Origin of the sequence: Chryseobacterium sp. SIMBA_029 (assembly GCF_046535275.1) — a bacterium.
In the GTDB taxonomy this organism is placed as follows: domain Bacteria; phylum Bacteroidota; class Bacteroidia; order Flavobacteriales; family Weeksellaceae; genus Chryseobacterium.
Genome location: NZ_JAWRXA010000012.1, coordinates 65,334 through 85,747, shown reverse-complemented (window position 1 = coordinate 85,747; position 20,414 = coordinate 65,334). Strand labels below are relative to the sequence as shown.

Sequence of the window (20,414 nt, the reverse complement as noted above, 5' to 3'; positions counted from 1 at the left end):
GAATCTTATTTATTTTTTTTAAAGTAATCCACTCCACACTCAAGGAATTTTTTGAAATCCTCTTTCGGCATATATCCCGATACAGGAGTATTGATTACTTTACCGTCCGGAGTTACCAAAACATAATGCGGCTGGGAATTGTTGTTGAAATTCACCTGTTGGAATAAACTCCATCTATCACCGATTGTTTTTACTTTTTTCACCTGTCCTTCTCCAAGGTCGATCTTGGTTTTTTCTGCTTCAGGAAGCTCTTCCTTATCATCTACATACAGAGAAGCCAGCACAATATCGTTCTGAAGAATTGGTAAAATATCAGGTTCACTCCACACAAATTCCTCCATTTTTCTACAGTTTTCACATCCGTAACCTGTAAAGTCAATCAGGATAGGTTTGTTTTCTTTTTTAGCAATTTCAATCGCCGTGAAGAAGTCATGTTCAGGATGCATTCCCAATATGCCGTCTTTCTCATCATGGAAATAACTAACGTTCAATGGAGGCAGAATACCGCTTAATAACTGAAGTTTTGGACGTTCTGAAGGAATTAATCCCTGAATCAGATAGATTACAAATCCTACTCCCAATACACCCAGAATTTTTCTTCCGATAGAAATTTTAGGTTTTTTGTCGTCATGCGGGAATCTGATCAGTCCGAATAAGTATAAGGCCAAACCTATGGCGATAACAATCCAGATGGCTATGAACAATTCTCTTTTTAAGAAGAATGTTTTAGAAACTAAGTCTGCTTTTGATAAGAATTTTAAAGCCAAAGCCAATTCTACAAAACCTAAAACTACTTTTACCGTATTCATCCATCCTCCTGATTTTGGAAGACTTTGAAGTGCCTGTGGGAATAATGCCAACAATCCGAAAATAATTGCCCATGCCAATCCGAAACCTGCCAGTGCAAAAGTCAGCAACATCGGGACGTTTGTGGAACCTGTAACCGCACTTCCCAGTAAGCTTCCCAGAATCGGACCTGTACAAGAGAATGAAACAATTACCAGTGTTAAAGCCATAAAGAAAATACCGATAATCCCGCCAGCTTCTTCTGCTTTAGAAGATTTATTGGCAATAGAACTTGGTAATGTGATGTCATAATATCCGAAGAAACTTCCTGCGAAGAATATGAATATGATGAAGAAGGCGATATTCAGCCAGATGCTGGTAGATATTTCATTGAATATATTTCCTGCAATCCCGTCAATAATATGGAACGGAACACTTAATAAAACAAAAATAAGAAGGATGAAAAATCCATAGATAAGAGCATCTCTTTTTCCTTTTGCTTTGTTTTTATTTCCTTTTGTAAAGAATGAAACCGTTAATGGAATCATCGGGAAAACGCACGGGGTTAATAAAGCAATCAATCCACCGATGAATCCTAAGAACAGATACGTCCAATAGTTTTCGTCCACTTTCGTTGAGGCTGTTCCGCAATCTGTTAAAGGTTTTTTGAAGTCTAGTGTTTCAATCTTTAATTTTTTAGGATCAAGTTTTGATACTTCCGTAACGGTCGTTACTGCTGTAGCAGGATGTTCTGCAACAGTCTCTACTGTTTTTACGGAATCTTTAATAGCGGCTGTTACTTCAGGGACAACTTCTTCGGGTACTCCTTTTGGGGTAACTTTCTGATTGAATTCTAAGGTATTGGGAGCCAGACACACTCTATCATCACACGTCTGATAAGTGATTTCAGACGTTACATCAGCAGGCTTAGCCGGATCTTTTAATTTGAATTTCTGTTTGAACCCTGCTGCATTGGAATAGAAAACAATCTTTCCACCAAAAGCTTCAGAAAACTCTTCATGCTTTTTACCGGTTTCTGTAAATTTCCCTATCAGTTCGATATTTTTCCCCGAAACTTTATATTCAGTAGGGATTCCTGTATCTTCAGGCAGATCTTTGGAATAAATATGCCAGCCGCTTTCCATCGTTGCATTCAGGACCGCTTCATATTGATTGTTGCCCAGATCATTGATGGTAAATTTAAATTTTACGGGATTTTTTATTTGTGCATTAATTCCTGTGAATAAGAATAACAGAATTAATAAAAACCAGTTTCTAAATTTCATTTTACTTTTCATTAAAAATTTTGAGAATATTTTTTGTTCTCTCATCACTTGCATTTCTCCTGTCCTGTCTGAATGGTATAACGCCAAGTACGGAATTATTGCCGTCAGTAAGGACCCATATTTTTTGCCTCGCTAAAATAGATAATTTTTCGTCCCTAAAAAACTTAGAAACTTTCTTTTTCCCTGAAAATCCACAGGGGAAAAACTCATCGCCATCCTGCTGTCTTCGTAAACGCAGAGGAAAGTGCAGTTTTTCAGCATCAAAATTCCATTCGAAGGCCTTATTGATTTCGTCAATGTCTTCTATAACCTCCTGAATATTGATACTGATTATGTTTTCAGAAAAATTAAAGCTTTCCATCAGGAGAATTTCACCAGGGAGCTTTTTTTCTTCACTTTTAGGAATTAATATTAATTCGTCTTTATGAATAATCAATTGATACTCTTTTGAATAGAAAGAGCTTCCGTTGGCTGCTGTAAAAATTTTCGAAATTTCTTCTTCCTGATTAAAACCATACTTTTTTAAAATTTCAAACTTTACAAAATCGCTTTCCTGATCCAGCTTCTCTTTTGATAACGTTTTATGGTCTTTGTTAAATATACTGAGACCGCTTTCTATCGCTGTAATTTGTTTTTCTACAAAATCTTTAGCCTGATTCAGATAGGAAGAACTCTTTTTAAAGTTTTCCAGAAAATGCTCATTCGTTTCTAGCAGCTTCGGAACAATTTCATTCCGGATTTTGTTTCTTAGATAATCACTTTTCTTATTGGAAAGATCTTCTCTGTATTCGATAGAATTTTCTTCTGCAAACTGATAAATTTCCTCTTTGGTAAAGGAAAGCAGCGGGCGGAGAATATTACGGTCAGCTGCCGGAATTCCGCTGAGCCCTTTAATACCAGATGCTTTTGATAGATGGATAATGAACGTCTCTAACTGATCATTAAGGTGATGTGCCGTTACCAGAAATTCAAGGTTTTCTTTTTCCCTGATTTCTTTGAAAAAAGCATATCGAAGTTCTCTTGCCCAAAGTTGAATGGAATGTTCCGGTTTACGGTCTTGTTCAGAAACTTCATAGAGATGGAATCGAATATGATTTTTCTCACAAAAATCCTGCACTACTTTTTGGTCCAAATCAGAATCCTTACCGCGAAGTTTATAATTGATATGAGCTACCTGAAATTTCAGCTTTTCTTTTCGGGAAGAGCTGAAAGACGCAAATAAACTGAGTAAAACCATGGAATCAGCACCACCGCTCACGGCTAAAAGAAAGGTGTGGTTTTCAGGAGAATTAACCAGATTTTCTAACTGATTTTTAAAACTTGCTTTTTTCAATGGGGATGTTGAGAATTTCTTTTATGCAAAGATAACTCATATAATTCAATTGAATTTCCCTAACTTTGATACGTCTAAAAATGATTACTTATGAAGATTTTTAAAATTGTAGCAGTTTCTGCAATGGTGTTGGGAATGACATCTTGTATCAGCAAAAAGCAATATGATGCTTTGAGCACAAACTATAAGCAGTGTATTGAGAATATTGGGGAAAGACAAAGAGAAATCCAGGATTTAAAGTCTCAAAACTCTGCATTGTCAGGTGAGAATAATTTACTAAAAAGTCAGCATGATGCATTAAAATCATCATTAGATGCCTGTTTGGCAAATACAGGGAAAAGTTCATCAAATATTGATAAATTGGTAGGGGAAATCAATGCTTCCAATTCTTATATCAAACAGCTTATTTCTAATAACGCTAAAAATGACAGTTTAAATTTAGCATTGTCCAACAAGCTGAAAAGATCATTGGATAACGTAACAGACGATGATGTTCAGGTAAAAGTATTGAAAGGGGTGGTGATGATTTCACTTTCTGATAAAATGCTTTATAAAACTGGAGATTACAACGTACTTCCTGCTGCTCAGGAGGTATTAGGAAAAGTAGCGAAAGTGATTAATGATTATGATAAATATTCAGTATTGATTGAAGGGAATACGGATAATGCTCCTTTAAGCTCTCCGAATTTACCAAAAGACAACTGGGATCTTTCCGCATTACGTGGTACTGCAGTGGCTAAAGTTCTTCAGTCTCAGTTTGGGGTAGATCCTGCAAGAATCACAGCAGGCGGACGTTCTGAATACAATCCTAAAGCAACGAATATGAGTGTTTCAGGAAGAGCGGAAAACAGAAGAACAGAAATCATTATTATGCCGAAACTTGATGAATTCATGAAGTTGATGGATATTGCTCCAAAGAAATAATCTCATTGATTTACCATAAAAAATAAATCCCGAAGTCATTCGGGATTTATTTTTTTAATCAGATTAATTCTTCTTTTCTCAGCAGAGAAATGACTCGTTGTAAAATTGAATTGGATATTTCAGGTTTGGTTTTTTTTAAAGAAGAAGCCGCATTACTTTTCAGTACTGCGGTTTTCTGATTCTTCACGTTAATTTGTTTTTCAGCGACGTTCATTGTGTTGATCACTTAGTGTTTTTACCCTTTGTTCTTTGCAAAGCTATGACAAAGAACAGATAAAACATATCCGGGTTTTTACGGTATTTACTATGGGGCTTTCCCTGTTTTATGATCTGATATTTTAATGATCATTCGTCCTTTTTGTTTATATTTAAGTAAATTTGAATCACAAAATTTGTAGAATGAGCTTTTTCGAAGAAAAAAATGCAGAAATGGACAGGTACCTGGAAACGCATGCTTCCTCAGAACCTGAAATCCTGAAGAAATTAAGAAGAGAAACCTACCAGAAAACAACGCAGCCTCACATGATCTCAGGATACCAGCAGGGAAGATTGCTGACGATTGTTTCTCAGATGCTGCAGCCTAAAAATATTCTGGAAGTAGGAACCTTTACAGGATATGCTACCCTTTGTCTTGCTACGGGTATGGCTAAAGATGGAAAAATTACAACATTAGACGTAAATGAGGATCTTGCCTATCTGCCCAGGAAATATTTTGCAGAAAGTGAATATGCAGATCAGATTGATTTTAAATTGCTTGATGCTAAAGAGTTTTTGAAAAACACGGATGAGATTTTTGATTTAATCTTCATTGATGCTGATAAAGAAAATTATGCGGAATATTTCAGACTTATCAAACCGAGAACCAGATCAGGATCTGTAGTGATGTTTGACAATGTTCTGTGGTACGGAAAAGTGTTGGAAGAAAATCCAAAACAAAGATCTACGCAGGTTATTAAGGAACTCAATGATTTGATTGCAAAAGACGAAGATTTTGAAAATCTTATTTTACCTTTGCGGGATGGAGTCAATTTCCTTCGCAGGAAATAATTGAAAGATTTAGCTGGATCTAATTTTTAATCTTTTTAATCGTTCAATCTTTTAATCTATAATTAATGAATAAAGGAATTTGTATTGTTACAGTAGCGCCGGTTCGGGCAGAAAATTCTGACCGGGCAGAAATCGTTACGGAAATATTGTTTGGTGAAAGTGCTGATATTTTGGAGGTAGATAAAAACTGGACCAAAATAAAAATGCATTATGATGACTATGAAGGATGGATGGATACGAAGCAGATCAAACCTGTAACAGACGAAGAACTGGCAAAAAGAAAGATTACCGTGGTGACGGAAGATTTTTCGTCAGTAATTATGAATGACGGGAAAACATTACTGTCAATGGGTTCTGAAGTGGAATTTCCTGTAGTAGCCTCCAGAAGAAGCCATGAGCCTCGCGAAAGTATTGCTTTAGCAGCCAGAGAATTCCTGAATGTACCTTATTTATGGGGTGGGAAAAGCTTTTTTGCCGTAGACTGCTCCGGTTTTACCCAATTGGTGTACAAAATTCATAATATTAAACTTCCCAGAGATGCATCTCAACAGGCGGAAGTAGGGGAGGCATTGACTTTTGTAGAAGAAAGCCGACCGGGAGATTTAGCCTTTTTCGAAAATCCTGAAGGAAAAATTATTCATGTAGGGATTATGCTGGAAAATCAGAAGATCATCCATGCTTCAGGAAAAGTGAGAATTGATACCCTGGATTCCACGGGAATTTTCAATAAAGAAATGAATAAGCATACCCATAAATTGAGGGTTATTAAAAATGTACTTTAAATCATAAACGGATTGAAATGAAAGAAGTGGCTCTTACGATTTTTGATTGTATTAATTTCGGATTGGTTGCTTTTTTATGGTGGTTGACGATAAAAAATTATAAAACCTTGCCTCAAAGAATTCCTGTTCATTTTGATCTGGATGGTAAAGCTGACAATTTTGGAAATAAAGCTTATATCTTTCTAATGCCTGTACTGGGAACGCTGCTTTATCTTGTCTTTATGTACATCACAAGACATCCTGAATCATCCAATTTTCCTGTTGAAATTACAGAATCCAACCAAGAGGCACAGTTTCTTATTATGATGATCTTTTTAAGATGGCTTCTCATGTTAGTTTTATTTATTTTTCTCAATAGCCAGGACCTAATGATAAGATATGCTTTTGATGAAAATGCCAAACCAAAAGCTTCTGTGGGGACTATGTTGTTTTCGGTTCTTGGAAGTGTAATCGTTGTTGTAATTATTGCTGCTCAATTTAAATAACATATCTTGTCCTACTCATCGCATAGAAATTGAAAACTCATCTGAATGTCTTTTTTATATAACATATTTGTCCGCCTTCTCATTCTCGGAATGAAGGTTTTTTCATGGTTTAATGATAAAACTAAAAAAGGCGTTGATGGCAGGAAGCAATCTTTGGGGGCGGTGAAAGCTGCATTTTCTAAAACAGATAAAGTAATCTGGATGCATGCCGCCAGTTTGGGCGAGTACGAACAAGGACTTCCTGTGCTGGAAAGATTAAAAGAAAATTTTCCAGACCATAAAATTCTGATTACGTTTTTTTCGCCTTCCGGATATGAGAATGTAATTAAGAAAAAGCATATCGCGGATGTTGTCTGTTATTTGCCTTTCGATAAAAAAAGTACGGTAAAAGAGTTTATTTCTCAATTTGATACAGAACTATTTTTTACGGTAAAATATGATTATTGGTACAACCTTCTTTCCGAACTGAAAAGACAAAATACCAGAATCTATGTAGTTTCTGCGCTGTTCTATGAAAGGCAGTCATTCTTTACCTCCTATGGGAAATGGTTTGTCAAGCAGCTGAAGGCGGACGTTGACTGGTTTTTTCATCAGACACCCTTTTCCCTGGCTTTGGCTAAAAGTGTTGGTTTGGTGCAGTCTTCGGTAACCGGAGATACCAGATTTGACAGGGTAAGGCAACTCAGAAACCGAAACAATCATGTGGATTATATTGCAGATTTTATAGGAGAGCATAGAGCGATTGTTTTCGGCAGTTCATGGCAGGAAGAGGAAAAGATTGCTGATATTATTTCTCAAAAAAATTATGCCGTAAGGATTATCATAGCTCCTCACGATTTAAAAAGAGTTACTCATTTAAAACAGCTTTTCCCCGATGCATTGCTGTATAGTGAAATCCAGAACCAACAGCCAGAAACCAACACCCAACAAATACTCATTATAGACAGTATTGGCTTACTATCAAAATTGTATTCCTATGCTGATATTGCGGTGGTAGGAGGCGGTTTTCATGAGGCCGGGCTGCATAATATTTTGGAAGCAGCTACTTTTGGAGTGCCTGTCGTTTTTGGAAATCAGTACAGGAAAAATCCCGAGGCCGATGCATTAATTTCTATGAATGGAGGGAAGTCTTTTGAAGACAGGTCTCAGGCATCAGAATTTATTCTTTTTCTACTCAATAATGAAGAAGTATTGGACGAAATGGCTGAAAATGCAAGGAAATTCGTTGACGAAAATCCCAATTCTACAGAGATGATTATCAAAAAAATTCTATCGTAAAAAACCCTGACTTTTTATTTCTTTAATCACCAGATCCAAATGATCAGGAATATTTTCACATTGAAGCCAGTTGAAATCAAAACTATTATTGACACATAACTTTTCGAAATAATGGTTGGTGAAGATATTTTTTTTCAGGCTTTCTAACAGTTCATCAATTTCCATCCAGTAATCTTCATCTAGTTTTTTCGCCAATACTAAACACTTGAACAGTTTATTAATCAGATAGAGGTACAGCTTGTAGACATTGTCAAATCTTTGTCTGCTCAGTTCCTCACTATGTTCAAGAACTTTGTCAATAAGCAGCAGATTAAGGGAGACATCTCCAAATTTATCCGTGGTTATTTTAACGTGTTCCGTAATTTCTGCACTTATTTTACGGATGATGCCTAGGAAATATTTTTGATTTCCAATATAATTACACGCCATAAGAACTTTCTCCTGAACGGTTTCTTCCATGGCATTACGCTTATCATCGGTTGTTTCCTGATCAATAAGTTCAAAATATAATTTTTTAGACAACAGCTTATCTTTTTTCAGCAGCCTGAAAATAAGACGGTCTTTTTCAACAGCGGAAAAATTACTCAATGCTGCTTTAAATTCTTTTGAATATTCCATTAGTTGAAAATTTTTGAATACTTTAAAAATCCGTTGACGGCCCAGTTGGCTGTATAATAGAGAGATTTTAATGAAGAGAATCCCATAAAATCTTTATACACCAGATATTGGTCTTTAATGATGTTTTTTTTGTTTCTCGAAACACTGTTTTCACGCATTCTGTATTTGGCAAGAGTCTTTGGTAAAGGATGCCCTTCGGGGATAACCTTTAGTAAATTCAGCCACATCACATGATCTTCCCGCTTACTTTTGATCGGGAACAAAAATTTCCCAACCCTTTTTGTATCATACATCGTGGAAACCGGAGCAAGCCTGCAGGTTTTTAGAAGATTAGAGAAGGTAACGACTTTATCTGCTACGAAATCTTTTAAAATAGGCTGTAGCTGCTCATCACATCTTGAATAATTACAGTATACAAGTTCTGTATGGTGTTCCTGCATATAATCCGTCATAGTTTCCAGATATTCTGGGTACCAGTAGTCATCAGAATCCAGAAAGGCAATATATCTTCCTTGAGCTCTTTCAAGGCTGTGGTTTCTTGCATTTCCTGCTCCGCCATTCTTTTCAAGAACATGGAGCTTTATTCTCGGGTCATTATATCTTTTAATAATTTCGACTGTGCTGTCTTTAGATAAATCATCAGTAATCAGCCATTCCCAGTTTTGATAGGTCTGGTTCAGTACAGACTGTATCGTTTCCTCGATAAACTCGGCGGAATTGTAGCTGGGGGTGATAATCGAGATAAGGTCTTTCATTCGTGTTTTAAAATTAATTATAAAAATTTTTTCTCGTAAAAATGCCATGAACTAACGCCGACACCAATGACCACTAACATACATATCAATGCCATTACGAAAGGATTATAATCTTCAAATAATCCCAGGGTTGTAAATGTCCTGATGATTGGGAAGTGGAAAATGTAAATTCCATACGTGAAATCTCCGTATTTCCCAAAATTATTTAAGAATTTGAATGAATACGCAATATAAAGTACAATAATGCCGATCATCATCGGAGAAACTAATTTTATATCAAAGATTAAGTCGATCCAAACGGTAATAATAGCGACAATGAAGAGTGGATTTTTATATTTAATAAATTTATCAAAATTAAAATAAATCAACATTCCAGGGATGAAATAACACAGTACTCCCGGAATTTGTTTTGCGATAGACATTTTATGTAATGATTCAAAATAATTAAGATAAACCAGTGATAAGAAATAGATAACAGTTAAGCTGATATTTCTGTATTTATTGTTTTTACCGAAAAGCAAAAATAATAACGGGACGCAAAAATAATAACACATTTCTACCTTGAGTGTCCAAAGAGCTCCGTTGACAGCCTGATTACCAAAAACTCCCGGAAGCCAGGGCGCTTTGAAATTCAGGAAAAGTGAATTCCAGAAAAGATATTTGTACACCTGAGTATTCGTGAAATAGTCATAAAAAGAAAGTGTACTGACCAAACTTAATAATATGGCACATAAAAATACCACCAATAAATAAGCAGGAACAATTCTCAGGATTCTCTTTTTCAGATAACTTTTTAAACTGGAAGATCGGTCGTAACTTCTAGCGATAAGAAATCCACTGACAACAAAAAAACCGAAAACGGCAATTTCTATCGGGCTATGTTCAAAAATTTTGAGGTCTTTCGAGGCGCTTAAGGTTCCCAAATGTCCAAGGAAAACTATAAAGGCGAGGAGAACCCTTAAAAAGTCAAAATTATTTTTCGTTATGTCTTGCATTTGCGTTTGCATTGTTTTGTGCAAAAATAGCTTTTTTAATAAAATATCAAATCTATTCCTGGGTTCAATATTTGTTAATTAAGAAGACTTTTAGGATTAATTGTTTAAAATACATAGAAATACAGCTTTTTAAAATAATTTTCGGTAAAAAATAGTTATATAATTCAAAAAAATTATAATTTTAGCGATTGAAAAATTTGATACATGAAGAAATTAGCATTACTATTTGCAGGTTTATCATTATTTATAGCTACAGGATGTAATAAAGATGACGATACTACAGTTGAATATCCGCTTGTCGGGGTATGGCAGCCACTAAAAGAAGTGGTAACCACGATCGAGACCGGAGAGCAGCCTGTTTCCGATCTGATTACGTATTCTGACTGTCAGAAGCAATCCAGATGGACATTCAATCCTGAAGCAACAGGAAAGAGAACTGAATGGGGAGATTCTGCGACACCTGGACAATGTGCAGCTTTGTCTCCGGATAGAACTTTTACCTATAATTATGATAAAAGCGGTAAAACAGTACAGATAAAATATCAGGGCACTGTAGAACCTTCAAATGGTAGTATCACAACCCTTAATGAAACCACATTAAACCTTGCCATCAGAGAAAATACGGCAGATCCGGATGTGTATAAAACAAGAACTTATACTTTCAAGAGAATTCCTCAATAAGGAGTAATAACTGAAAATACAATAACAGGTCTCATCTTCGGGTGAGACTTTTTTTATGAAGCGTCTCTTTATAATTAATTCAAAATTAAAGTTCTATTTCTTTTAAAATCATTATTTTTGTGAAAATGGATTTAAAAGAAATACAATTTAACATCCAAAGTCTAACATCTAACATCTAATATAAAGTGTTTTACGATCATCAGCAGATAGAAAAAAAGTGGCAGAAATACTGGGAAGAAAATCAGACCTATAAAACTTCCGATAACACAGATAAACCTAAATTTTATGTTCTCGATATGTTTCCGTACCCATCCGGAGCGGGACTTCATGTGGGGCACCCGCTGGGATATATTGCCTCGGATATTTATGCGAGATATAAAAGACATCAGGGTTTTAATGTTCTTCACCCGGTTGGGTATGACAGTTTTGGCCTTCCTGCTGAGCAGTATGCAATTCAGACGGGGCAGCATCCTGCTGTTACTACGGAACAAAATATTACAAGATATGAGGAGCAGTTAAGAAAAATTGGCTTTTCATTCGATTGGAGCAGAGAGGTGAGAACTTCCGATGCTTCTTATTATAAGTGGACGCAGTGGATCTTTATTCAGCTGTTCCATTCATGGTATAATAAAAATACAGATAAGGCGGAGTCTATTGAAACGCTGATTCAGCATTTTGCAGAAAAAGGATCGGAAGGAGTAAACGCCAACCAAAACGAAGAATTAAACTTCACTGCTGAAGAATGGAATAATGCTTCTGAAATTGATAAAGAAGATATCCTTTTAAATTATCGTTTGTCTTACAGAGCAGAAACAACTGTTAACTGGTGTCCTGCCTTAGGAACCGTATTGGCTAATGACGAAGTAAAAGACGGAAAATCTGAAAGAGGAGGATATCCCGTATTTCAGAAAAAAATGATGCAGTGGAGTATGAGAATTTCTGCGTACTCAGAAAGATTATTACAGGGACTGAAAACATTAGACTGGCCACAGCCGTTGAAAGACGCTCAGGAATACTGGATCGGGAAATCTCAGGGAGCTCAGGTGAAATTTGAAATAGAATATCAGAAACCTGAAGACAAAAATGGAGAATCAGCTCCTGAAAGTCATATTGAGGTTTTCACAACGAGACCTGATACTATTTTTGGAGCAACCTTTATGGTATTGGCTCCGGAAAATTCATTAGTAGAAACCATAACTACTGAAGCTCAAAAGGCAGAAGTGGACCATTATATTGAAGAAACTTCCAAGAAAACAGAAAGAGACCGAATGGCTGACGTGAAAAACGTGAGCGGTGCTTTTACGGGAAGTTATGCAATCAATCCTTTCAGCAATGAAAGAATGCCGATTTATATTTCAGATTACGTACTGATGGGTTATGGAACGGGAGCGGTAATGGCTGTTCCTGCTCATGATGAGAGAGATCACAGATTTGCAAAGAAATTTAATTTAGAAATTAAAAAAGTTGTTGAAACGGAAGAAGATGTTCAGGAGAAATCTTTTGATTCTAAAACAAGTACTTGCGTAAATTCTGATTTCTTGAATGGCTTAAGCTATGAAGAGGCAAAAGCATTGATTATTGATGCTGTTGAAAAGAAAGCCATCGGTCATGGGACAACCAATTACAGACAGCGTGATGCGATTTTCTCAAGACAGCGTTATTGGGGAGAGCCGGTTCCTATATATTATAAGGATGGGATGCCGTATACATTGCCAAACTCTGCTTTACCGTTGGAACTTCCTGAAGTTGAAAAATACTTGCCGACAGAAGATGGAGATCCGCCATTAGGAAATGCAAAAACATTTGCCTGGGATGAAGAAAATCAAAAAGTCGTAGCAACAGATTTAATCGATGACAAAACAATATTCCCGTTAGAATTATCTACCATGCCGGGTTGGGCTGGAAGCTCATGGTATTTTTTGAGATATATGGATCCTCACAATGATGAGGTTTTTGCTAAAAAGGAATTAGTTGATTATTGGGGACAGGTAGATCTTTATATTGGTGGAAGCGAACATGCTACCGGACATTTATTATATTCCCGTTTCTGGAATATGTTTATGAAAGACCGTGGTTATATCAATCAGGAAGAGCCATTCCAAAAACTGATCAATCAGGGGATGATTTTGGGTATGAGTGCTTTTGGATATAGAAGTTTTTTTAATCCTGAGCAATATGAGTTAAAGGATAAAAGTCTTGAAAAGAAAAGACTAAATGTTGTTATTCCTCCAAAATATTTGGAATATTTTAAAAATCCTGATGGTAGAGAAGTTAAAGATGTATCAGTTGTAAAAGAAGAATATTTAAATGATGTTATCGATCAGGTTAAAGAACAAACTGGAATTGATATTGAAAGGTTTAATAGTTTTTCTATTCAAAGATTCTTTATTGATATCTCATTATTAAAAGGAACTTCTGATGAACTAGATATTCAAGAATTCAAGGATAATAAAATTTATAAAAATGATTTTGCTGACGCTGTAATAATTACAGATAAAGGAAAATACATCACAGACCGTGAAGTAGAAAAAATGTCCAAGTCAAAATACAATGTAGTCAACCCTGATGATATCTGTAATGAATATGGAGCAGATGGATTGAGACTATATGAAATGTTCTTAGGTCCGTTAGAGCAGTCCAAACCTTGGAATACCCAGGGGTTAAGCGGAGTCTACGGTTTCCTGAAAAAATTCTGGAACCTATATTTCAATGGTGATGTTTTTGAGGTTTCTGATGAAGAACCTACCAAAGCTGAATATAAAGTATTGCATACCTTAATAAAAAAGGTGGTTTTTGATATCGAGAATTTCTCTTTCAACACTTCTGTATCTTCATTTATGATTGCGGTGAATGAACTTCAGAAAATAAAATGCAATAAGCGCAATATTTTAGAACCATTGGCCGTTATCATCTCTCCGTATGCGCCTCACATCTGTGAAGAGCTTTGGAGTCAGCTGGGACATACCACTTCGATAGAGTTTGAAACATTCCCAATCTTGAATGAAGACTATCTGGTAGAAGACGAAATTGAATATCCGGTGAGTGTAAATGGTAGAATGAAGTTTAAAATTTCACTTTCAGCACAGTTATCTGCCAAGGAAGTGGAGGATTCTGTGATCGCTGATGAAAAGATGCAGCAGATTTTGGAAGGGAAGACCCCTAAAAAAATCATTGTTGTGCATCACCGAATTGTGAATATCGTAATTTAAAAGAAAATTAACATTGGGAAATTAAAAAAAATGAGGGTCTTATTTTTTTAATATTTTAACGTAAATGTTAAAAATGAGAAAAATAAATAAAATATTTGAAAATAATTATAATATCGAAATCGTATTAAATTTTCTTTATCAAAAAAAAGCAAAATGTTTATTTAAGACTCTTGCATTTTAATTAATTTTGCCTTTAATTTACATCCTGTAAAATTTTAAAACAATATAATTTAGTTAAATATGGAAATGAATGTTTCAAAAAATGATGAGCAAGTTGTTGCTAGAAAAGCAGGAGGTTTAAACCCGGCTGTTATTATTCCTATTCTATTGGTTATAGGAATTTGTATTTGGTTATTTGTACTTGGTAGTCCGGGAAATTTTAAAGCTGATCCTAGATTATCTGGAGCATCAGTAGCTTTCTCCGATGTTGAAGGGAAAGAAATGCATCCTCAAGGATTCTTAGGGATGATTTATATGGGAGGTATCATCGTACCATTACTTGTTACATTCATGATCACGGTAATCGTTTTCTCATTCGAAAGATATTTTGTACTAAACAAAGCATCAGGTGCAGGAAATGTAGACAACTTTGTTGTTAAAATCAGAAGCTTATTAAATCAAAACAAAATTGATGAAGCTTTAGAAGAGTGTGACAGACAACAAGGATCTGTAGGTAATGTAGTAAAAGAAGGTCTTACGACTTACAAAGCATTAGCTCATGATACTACATTAAACAAAGAGCAAAAAATGGTTGCTCTTAACAAAGCTATCGAAGAAGCTACTACGCTTGAGATGCCAATGTTAGAGAAAAACATGATGATTCTTTCTACTTTAGGTACTGTTGCAACGTTAGTAGCACTTTTAGGTACGGTAATCGGGATGATTAGAGCGTTCTTCGCTTTAGGAGCTAGTGGAGGTACTCCTGATGCTGCTGCCCTTTCTATCGGTATTTCAGAAGCATTGATCAACACCGCTTTAGGTATTGGTACTTCAGCAGTAGCTATTATTCTTTATAACTTCTTTACATCTAAAATTGATGGATTAACTTATAAGATCGATGAGATCGCAATGAGCATCCAACAGTCTTTTGCTGAATTTCACTAATTCAATTCTTTACAAAAGGATTGTGGTCAATTCAAATTAAATAAGAAGTTTTAATAATTATATAAATAATAATGGCGAGAATAAAACCAAAAAGACATGGAGTAGTAACGGATATGACGGCGATGTGCGACGTTACGTTCCTATTGCTTACGTTCTTTATTATGACCACGCAGTTTAAAAAACCTGATGTGGAGCAGATCAAACCGCCATCTTCAATCTCAGAGAAATTACTTCCTGATGCAAGTTTAATGACTATTAATGCTACTCCTGACGGAAAATTTTATTTTCAGCCGGTAGAAAACGCATCAGAGAGATTAGAGCTTTTAAATAAAATGGGTCAAAAGTATAATATGACTTTTGATAACAACGAAAAAGCTGCATTCCAAAAAGTTCAGTCAATTGGAGTTCCTATGAGCCAGTTGAAAAGCTATTTGGATATGCCGGAAGATGAGCAGAAGAATTTCAAGAGTCCTAAAGGGATTCCTATGGATAGTACAAATCAGCAATTAATTGACTGGGTACAACAGAGTTTAAGCGTTAATCCTGATTACAAATTAGCAATCAAGGGAGACGTTACAACACAGTATCCTAAAATTAAAAGTTTATTTGAGGGTTTAAGAGATATCGATTTTCTTAAATTTTGGTTGATTACGTCACAAGAAGGTAAACCTAATTAATAAAAAGAAATGGCAGAAGTACAAGTACAGGAAAAAGGCGCCAAAGGCGGTAAGGTACGTTCCAAGAAAAATAACCCCAGAGTCGATATGACTCCGATGGTAGATTTGAATTTCTTATTATTGATGTTCTTTATGTTTACTTCAACGTTTAGTAAACCAAATGTGATGGACTTGGGGCTACCGGCAAAACCTAAAAAAGATACGCCGAAACCACCTCCAACTGAAATTAAACTTTCGAACTCTATTTCTTTGTTATTAGGTAAAGACAATAAGATTTTTTGGCATCAGCAAGATAATACATCATTGACTGATCAAAATCTTAATGAAACATCATATGATAGAGAGGGAATCAGAAAGGTAATTGAGCAGGCAAAAGCAAATGCGGCAGATAAAACAAAGTTTACTGTGATTATCAAACCGACTGACGATGCTGTATATAAGAACTTTGTTGATATTATTGACGAAATGGCAATTACAAAGAGCGAGCAATACGGTGTTACCGATGTGAAGCCTTGGGAAAAAGCTATTTATGAAAAGAAAGTAGGGAATTCCGGAACTACGGCTGCACCTGCAACAAAGTAATGTAACCCTAAAATTGTAAATCAATGGCAGATGAAAATATATACAATCAGAATCTTACTTTAGACGAGATTGTATTTGAAAATAGAAATAAGGAATATGGTGCCTATGATATCAGACATCAGTATTCTAAGATTTTAACAAAATCTTTTATTATTGGTACTTCTATATTCTTGGTTTTGGCTTTGTCTCCTTTTATTTATCTTACCATTAAGAACCTTACTGCTCCACCTACAAAGGAAGTGAAAGCAGATTTGGTAGACGTTCTTCAGGAAGATAAAATTATTGAGCAACCAAAAGATGAACCACCTCCACCACCACCACCACCACCAAAAGAGGAAGAGAAAGTAGAGGTTATTCAGAACGTAGTTCCGGAGCCGGTAAAAGCTCCAAAAATTGAAACTCCACCACCGCCAATTTCTAAGCAGTTAGAAACTACGACTGGTTTGCAGAATCAAGAAGGGGTGAAAGCTCCGGCATATGCACCGCCGCCGCCACCACCTTCAACAGGAACTAAATCTACGGCAGCAGAAGTGAAGCCAAGCAACAACCCTAATGAAATCTACAAAGATGTAGACCAGTCTGCAGATTATCCTGGAGGTATGGCAGCATTGAGAAAATTCCTAGGGGAGAACTTTGATACTTCTTTAATGGAAGGAGGAGAAGGGCAGCTTAAAGCAAAACTGAAATTCGTTGTAGAAAGAGACGGAAGTGTTTCCGGAGTTGTAATTGAAGAGAAATCTCCAAATGGCGACTTTAATAACGAAGCAATACGTGTAGTTAAGAAATTGAAAAAATGGACTCCTGCGAAAAGAAACGGGGAGAGCGTTAGATCTTACTATAGCGTTCCGTTTACAATGAACTTTGAATAAAATTAATATTCAAACATATTAAATAAAAAGAGAAGCATATGCTTCTCTTTTTATTTTTTTTGGTATTTTTGTTTTATGATGTTCAAATGGTTATCCTTAGTTACAGGATTTTTTTATATTGTTTTGGGAATTGTAGTTATTGTCTATAAATTCTTCTTTACAATCGTGGAGCCTGCCGTTGCCTATCCTTTAGGTGCGCTTATTATTCTTTATGGTTTATTTAGAATATACAGGGCGATTTTAAAAATTAAAAATTCCAATGATGAAGAATAGTATTAAATATATACTAGCTTCTATCTTCAGTATTATTTCTCTAAGCTGCAAAAAAGTAGATGCTTCTGTATCTTATAATAAAGGGGACCTTACTGTCTTTACTGATGAATCATTTAAAAGTGTCACAGAAGCACTTGCAGATGGCTATATGGCCAGCTATCCTGAAACACATATTAAAGTTACGACCAAAAAAGAAGACCTCGGCTTTGTAGATTTGGTTGATGGTAAAGCTAAAATAATAGTGTTGTCCAGAGATCTTTCTGCAAAAGAGATTAAAGCATACGAAGATAAAGTAGAGCTGAAATTCATACCTGCAAGATTTGCAGCAGATGCTGTGGTTTTTGTGGTTCCTAAAGAATCATCTAAAACAAGTATTTCTATGGATGAAATTACCAACGGCCTTCAGTCGGATGCTAAAGACTTTATTTTTGACGGAACGAATTCCAGTAATTTAAATTTTGTAGCTCAGAAGATAGGAAAGCTACCTAAAGATTTAAAATTCTCAATTATTTCAGGAAATCAAAATATTATAGAGCAATTAAATAAGTATCCAAATAAAATTGGAGTAGTAGGATTGAATACTTTCAGCCGTCCTTACGATAAAACAGCAGAGAAATTAAGAGAGATGGTTAAAATTCTCCCTGTTGAAAAAAATGGAAAACTATATACCGCTGATGTTACCCAATTACGTGGAATGAAATATCCTTTTACGAGAGTGCTTTATTTCTTAACCAACGAAGGTGGATTTAACATAGCCAATGGTTTTATAAGATATTCATGTACACAATTAGGCCAGATGATCGTTGAAAAAGAAGGACTACAGCCTTATAATTTGTACAAAAGAGAGGTGCAAATGCGTTAAAGAAATATAAATTAACATTATACCCCATATAATTACACTATTTTGGTCTAAAAATTGTGTAGAATATAACTCAATTTAGAAAAATATAAAATGAAAGATATAATGAATATGAATGTAAAGAAGATTGCTTTTGGAGCAGCTGTGGTATTTTTTGCCAATTTTGCCAGTGCACAGACGTTGCAGGATGGTATAAACAGTGTGGATAGTGATAAGTATGCACAAGCTAAAACTAATTTTACTGATATGATTGCGAAAGCACCTACTGCAGAAAATTATTTTTATTTAGGAAATACTTTCCTAAGACAAGGTGATCCGGATTACGCTAAAGCAACAGAAAGTTTCAATAAAGGGCTTGCTGCAGACAGCAAAAGTTACCTTAACAAAATTGGTCTGGCAACAGTAAAATTAGGAAAGGGAGACAAAAGTGCTATTGCTGAAATTCAAAAAGTTGTAACTGACTCTAAAGAGAAAGATGCTGAAGTATTGTTCAGAGCTGCAGAAGCTTTGACTTTATTTGAAAAGAACAACTCTCCTGACCTTGCTATTCAATTCCTGAATAAAGCAATTGAAAGAGCTCAGAAAAAAGAAGTTCCGGCTAACTATTACTATACACTAGGAGATGCCTACAGATTGAAAAAAATTCCTGGAGATGCGATGTCTGCTTATGACAAAGCATTACCACTTGCTAAAAACAAAGCATCTGTATACACAAGAATGGGTACGCTTTGGATGGCTGCACAACAATGGAAACTTGCTAAAGAAAGCATTGATAAAGCCGTTGCGGTAGACCCTACATATGCGCCTGCTTATAAAGCGTTAGCTTCATATGACATCAGATACCAGGAGAATGCAAAAGCAACTCAGGATTTGATCAATTATACAAAATATGCCGATGAAGATCCGTATACTTTATTAGAAATCTCAAAACTGTATTTCACCAATGAAGATTATACGAATTCTAAGGATGTATTAGATAAGATTTTTGATAAGATCAATGATCCTATTAAGTTCAAATTAAGAGCATACCAATTGTATGCAGACGGAAAATATGCTGATGCCAAGCAAAATATGGATACTTTCGTTTCTCAGGCAGAGCAGTCAAGAGTACAGCCTTCTGACCAGGGATTACAAGGACTTATTGCTGCAGGATTAGCAAAAACAGAAACAGATGCGGCTAAAAAATCTGCATTAAATGCTGAAGCACAACAAAAAATAGCGATTGCAAAAGCAGCAAAAGATGAGACAATGAAATGGGATATGGAGCTGGCTAAAATCTCTGGAGGAGGAGCTTCTCAGGCTGATGCAGATTCAGGACCTACCAATGCTACTATTGATGCATTGAAAAAACAGGCGGCTGCAGATCCTAAGAATACAGATGTTTTATACAAACTGGCAACTGCTTATCAGGATGCAAAAAACTGGAATGGAGCGATCCTTACATGGCAGAAAGTAATTGTACTTCTTCCAGATTGGGCACCGGCTTATTACAGCCAGGGATATTCTTATCAGCAAGCGGGAAACAATGAAGCAGCTAAATTAGCTTATGAGAAATTCATTGCTACAGTAAAACCTGCTGATCAGGAAGCTAACAAGCAGATTTTATCATATGCATACTTCGCAGTGGCTTATATCAGCAAAACTTCTGATGTAGCTAAAGCTAAAGACTATGTTGCAAAATCTCTTCAGTTAGATCCTACTTACCAGGATGCTGTGAAATTAAATGCAGAACTCAACAAATAATTTAAATTTTAAATTATAGATATTAAAACTTCCCATTCGTAATGTTTGGGAAGTTTTTACTTTAAATCTTATCTTTGAAAATATGAAACGCCCGGAGTTGAAAATTAGAAAATGTGAGAAAGATTATT

At 35.5% G+C, this 20,414-nt stretch carries 20 protein-coding genes; 14 read left to right on the top strand and 6 right to left on the bottom strand.

The features are described from left to right. Nucleotides 1–5: 5 nt before the first annotated feature. Both SB679_RS19960 and tilS read right to left on the bottom strand, forming a co-directional pair. On the bottom strand, nucleotides 6–2,072 hold the full coding sequence (locus tag SB679_RS19960; RefSeq protein WP_410704146.1) for a protein-disulfide reductase DsbD family protein: 2,067 nt from the start codon (nucleotides 2,070–2,072) through the stop codon (nucleotides 6–8). Nucleotide 2,073: 1 nt separating this feature from the next. Further along, on the bottom strand, nucleotides 2,074–3,405 hold the full coding sequence (gene tilS, locus SB679_RS19955) for a tRNA lysidine(34) synthetase TilS (protein ID WP_410704078.1): 1,332 nt from the start codon (nucleotides 3,403–3,405) through the stop codon (nucleotides 2,074–2,076). A gap of 90 nt (nucleotides 3,406–3,495) precedes the next feature. Between tilS and SB679_RS19950 the strand changes: the two genes are divergently transcribed. Then, a complete protein-coding gene (locus SB679_RS19950) occupies nucleotides 3,496–4,329 on the top strand; it encodes an OmpA family protein (RefSeq protein WP_410704077.1) in 834 nt (277 codons plus the stop codon). Nucleotides 4,330–4,387: 58 nt separating this feature from the next. On the opposite strand, the gene SB679_RS19945 is transcribed toward SB679_RS19950, so the two are convergent. Continuing rightward, nucleotides 4,388–4,516 (bottom strand): hypothetical protein, encoded by a 129-nt coding sequence (locus SB679_RS19945; RefSeq protein WP_410704076.1) that lies wholly within the window; start codon nucleotides 4,514–4,516, stop codon nucleotides 4,388–4,390. A 212-nt stretch (nucleotides 4,517–4,728) separates the two neighbouring features. Here SB679_RS19945 and SB679_RS19940 point away from each other — a divergent pair, with 212 nt between their 5' ends. The 4 genes from SB679_RS19940 (at nucleotide 4,729) to SB679_RS19925 (ending at nucleotide 7,921) form a co-directional block, all read left to right on the top strand. Next, a complete protein-coding gene (locus tag SB679_RS19940; protein ID WP_410704075.1) occupies nucleotides 4,729–5,376 on the top strand; it encodes an O-methyltransferase in 648 nt (215 codons plus the stop codon). Between the two features lie 65 nt (nucleotides 5,377–5,441). Then, nucleotides 5,442–6,158 (top strand): NlpC/P60 family protein, encoded by a 717-nt coding sequence (locus SB679_RS19935; protein WP_410704074.1) that lies wholly within the window; start codon nucleotides 5,442–5,444, stop codon nucleotides 6,156–6,158. Nucleotides 6,159–6,175: 17 nt separating this feature from the next. After that, nucleotides 6,176–6,643 carry a DUF1648 domain-containing protein gene (locus SB679_RS19930; RefSeq protein ID WP_410704073.1) on the top strand — a complete coding sequence of 156 codons (468 nt, stop codon included), beginning with the start codon at nucleotides 6,176–6,178 and terminating at the stop codon, nucleotides 6,641–6,643. A gap of 45 nt (nucleotides 6,644–6,688) precedes the next feature. Further along, entirely contained in the window at nucleotides 6,689–7,921 is a 1,233-nt protein-coding gene (locus SB679_RS19925) for a 3-deoxy-D-manno-octulosonic acid transferase (RefSeq protein ID WP_410704072.1), read from the top strand. On the opposite strand, the gene SB679_RS19920 is transcribed toward SB679_RS19925, so the two are convergent. From SB679_RS19920 to SB679_RS19910, 3 genes are read right to left on the bottom strand one after another with little or no spacing between them, the layout of a single operon-like run. Beyond that, entirely contained in the window at nucleotides 7,913–8,539 is a 627-nt protein-coding gene (locus SB679_RS19920) for a deoxyuridine 5'-triphosphate nucleotidohydrolase (RefSeq protein ID WP_410704071.1), read from the bottom strand. The genes SB679_RS19925 and SB679_RS19920 overlap by 9 nt on opposite strands. Next, nucleotides 8,539–9,294 (bottom strand): glycosyltransferase family 2 protein, encoded by a 756-nt coding sequence (locus SB679_RS19915; protein ID WP_410704070.1) that lies wholly within the window; start codon nucleotides 9,292–9,294, stop codon nucleotides 8,539–8,541. Before SB679_RS19915 ends, SB679_RS19920 begins: the two co-directional genes overlap by 1 nt. Before the next feature lie 17 nt (nucleotides 9,295–9,311). Beyond that, nucleotides 9,312–10,289, bottom strand: coding sequence for an acyltransferase family protein (locus SB679_RS19910; protein WP_410704069.1), 978 nt, complete (start codon nucleotides 10,287–10,289; stop codon nucleotides 9,312–9,314). 204 nt (nucleotides 10,290–10,493) lie between these two features. Between SB679_RS19910 and SB679_RS19905 the strand changes: the two genes are divergently transcribed. The 9 genes from SB679_RS19905 (at nucleotide 10,494) to SB679_RS19865 (ending at nucleotide 20,286) form a co-directional block, all read left to right on the top strand. Beyond that, nucleotides 10,494–10,970, top strand: a complete 477-nt coding sequence (locus SB679_RS19905) for a lipocalin family protein (RefSeq protein WP_410704068.1) — start codon at nucleotides 10,494–10,496, stop codon at nucleotides 10,968–10,970. A gap of 185 nt (nucleotides 10,971–11,155) precedes the next feature. After that, the gene (locus SB679_RS19900) at nucleotides 11,156–14,179 is read left to right on the top strand and encodes a class I tRNA ligase family protein (RefSeq protein WP_410704067.1); all 3,024 of its coding nucleotides are present in this window, start codon (nucleotides 11,156–11,158) and stop codon (nucleotides 14,177–14,179) included. 240 nt (nucleotides 14,180–14,419) lie between these two features. Beyond that, complete coding sequence (locus SB679_RS19895) at nucleotides 14,420–15,283, top strand: MotA/TolQ/ExbB proton channel family protein (protein ID WP_410704066.1); 864 nt, start codon at nucleotides 14,420–14,422, stop codon at nucleotides 15,281–15,283. 71 nt (nucleotides 15,284–15,354) lie between these two features. Continuing rightward, nucleotides 15,355–15,960 carry an ExbD/TolR family protein gene (locus SB679_RS19890; RefSeq protein WP_034714277.1) on the top strand — a complete coding sequence of 202 codons (606 nt, stop codon included), beginning with the start codon at nucleotides 15,355–15,357 and terminating at the stop codon, nucleotides 15,958–15,960. A gap of 9 nt (nucleotides 15,961–15,969) precedes the next feature. Continuing rightward, complete coding sequence (locus tag SB679_RS19885) at nucleotides 15,970–16,542, top strand: ExbD/TolR family protein (RefSeq protein ID WP_410704065.1); 573 nt, start codon at nucleotides 15,970–15,972, stop codon at nucleotides 16,540–16,542. 23 nt (nucleotides 16,543–16,565) lie between these two features. Continuing rightward, nucleotides 16,566–17,411 carry an energy transducer TonB gene (locus SB679_RS19880; RefSeq protein ID WP_410704064.1) on the top strand — a complete coding sequence of 282 codons (846 nt, stop codon included), beginning with the start codon at nucleotides 16,566–16,568 and terminating at the stop codon, nucleotides 17,409–17,411. A gap of 75 nt (nucleotides 17,412–17,486) precedes the next feature. Further along, nucleotides 17,487–17,684, top strand: a complete 198-nt coding sequence (locus tag SB679_RS19875) for a C4-dicarboxylate ABC transporter (protein WP_228384396.1) — start codon at nucleotides 17,487–17,489, stop codon at nucleotides 17,682–17,684. After that, nucleotides 17,674–18,546 (top strand): PstS family phosphate ABC transporter substrate-binding protein, encoded by an 873-nt coding sequence (locus SB679_RS19870; protein WP_410704063.1) that lies wholly within the window; start codon nucleotides 17,674–17,676, stop codon nucleotides 18,544–18,546. The genes SB679_RS19875 and SB679_RS19870 overlap by 11 nt, the downstream gene beginning before the upstream one ends. A gap of 90 nt (nucleotides 18,547–18,636) precedes the next feature. Beyond that, nucleotides 18,637–20,286, top strand: coding sequence for a tetratricopeptide repeat protein (locus SB679_RS19865; protein ID WP_410704062.1), 1,650 nt, complete (start codon nucleotides 18,637–18,639; stop codon nucleotides 20,284–20,286). The last annotated feature ends 128 nt before the right edge of the window (nucleotides 20,287–20,414 follow it).

What these genes read in the sequence shown, in the direction of transcription:
- SB679_RS19895 (WP_410704066.1), top strand. Translation starts at nt 14,420, where the DNA reads ATGGAAATGAATGTTTCAAAAAATGATGAGCAAGTTGTTGCTAGAAAA.
- SB679_RS19875 (WP_228384396.1), top strand. Translation starts at nt 17,487, where the DNA reads ATGATGTTCAAATGGTTATCCTTAGTTACAGGATTTTTTTATATTGTT.
- SB679_RS19885 (WP_410704065.1), top strand. Translation starts at nt 15,970, where the DNA reads ATGGCAGAAGTACAAGTACAGGAAAAAGGCGCCAAAGGCGGTAAGGTA.
- SB679_RS19940 (WP_410704075.1), top strand. Translation starts at nt 4,729, where the DNA reads ATGAGCTTTTTCGAAGAAAAAAATGCAGAAATGGACAGGTACCTGGAA.
- SB679_RS19960 (WP_410704146.1), bottom strand. Translation starts at nt 2,072, where the DNA reads ATGAAATTTAGAAACTGGTTTTTATTAATTCTGTTATTCTTATTCACA.
- SB679_RS19870 (WP_410704063.1), top strand. Translation starts at nt 17,674, where the DNA reads ATGAAGAATAGTATTAAATATATACTAGCTTCTATCTTCAGTATTATT.
- SB679_RS19865 (WP_410704062.1), top strand. Translation starts at nt 18,637, where the DNA reads ATGAAAGATATAATGAATATGAATGTAAAGAAGATTGCTTTTGGAGCA.
- SB679_RS19905 (WP_410704068.1), top strand. Translation starts at nt 10,494, where the DNA reads ATGAAGAAATTAGCATTACTATTTGCAGGTTTATCATTATTTATAGCT.
- SB679_RS19930 (WP_410704073.1), top strand. Translation starts at nt 6,176, where the DNA reads ATGAAAGAAGTGGCTCTTACGATTTTTGATTGTATTAATTTCGGATTG.
- SB679_RS19925 (WP_410704072.1), top strand. Translation starts at nt 6,689, where the DNA reads ATGTCTTTTTTATATAACATATTTGTCCGCCTTCTCATTCTCGGAATG.
- SB679_RS19910 (WP_410704069.1), bottom strand. Translation starts at nt 10,289, where the DNA reads ATGCAAGACATAACGAAAAATAATTTTGACTTTTTAAGGGTTCTCCTC.
- SB679_RS19920 (WP_410704071.1), bottom strand. Translation starts at nt 8,539, where the DNA reads ATGGAATATTCAAAAGAATTTAAAGCAGCATTGAGTAATTTTTCCGCT.
- SB679_RS19915 (WP_410704070.1), bottom strand. Translation starts at nt 9,294, where the DNA reads ATGAAAGACCTTATCTCGATTATCACCCCCAGCTACAATTCCGCCGAG.
- SB679_RS19890 (WP_034714277.1), top strand. Translation starts at nt 15,355, where the DNA reads ATGGCGAGAATAAAACCAAAAAGACATGGAGTAGTAACGGATATGACG.
- SB679_RS19950 (WP_410704077.1), top strand. Translation starts at nt 3,496, where the DNA reads ATGAAGATTTTTAAAATTGTAGCAGTTTCTGCAATGGTGTTGGGAATG.
- SB679_RS19935 (WP_410704074.1), top strand. Translation starts at nt 5,442, where the DNA reads ATGAATAAAGGAATTTGTATTGTTACAGTAGCGCCGGTTCGGGCAGAA.
- SB679_RS19880 (WP_410704064.1), top strand. Translation starts at nt 16,566, where the DNA reads ATGGCAGATGAAAATATATACAATCAGAATCTTACTTTAGACGAGATT.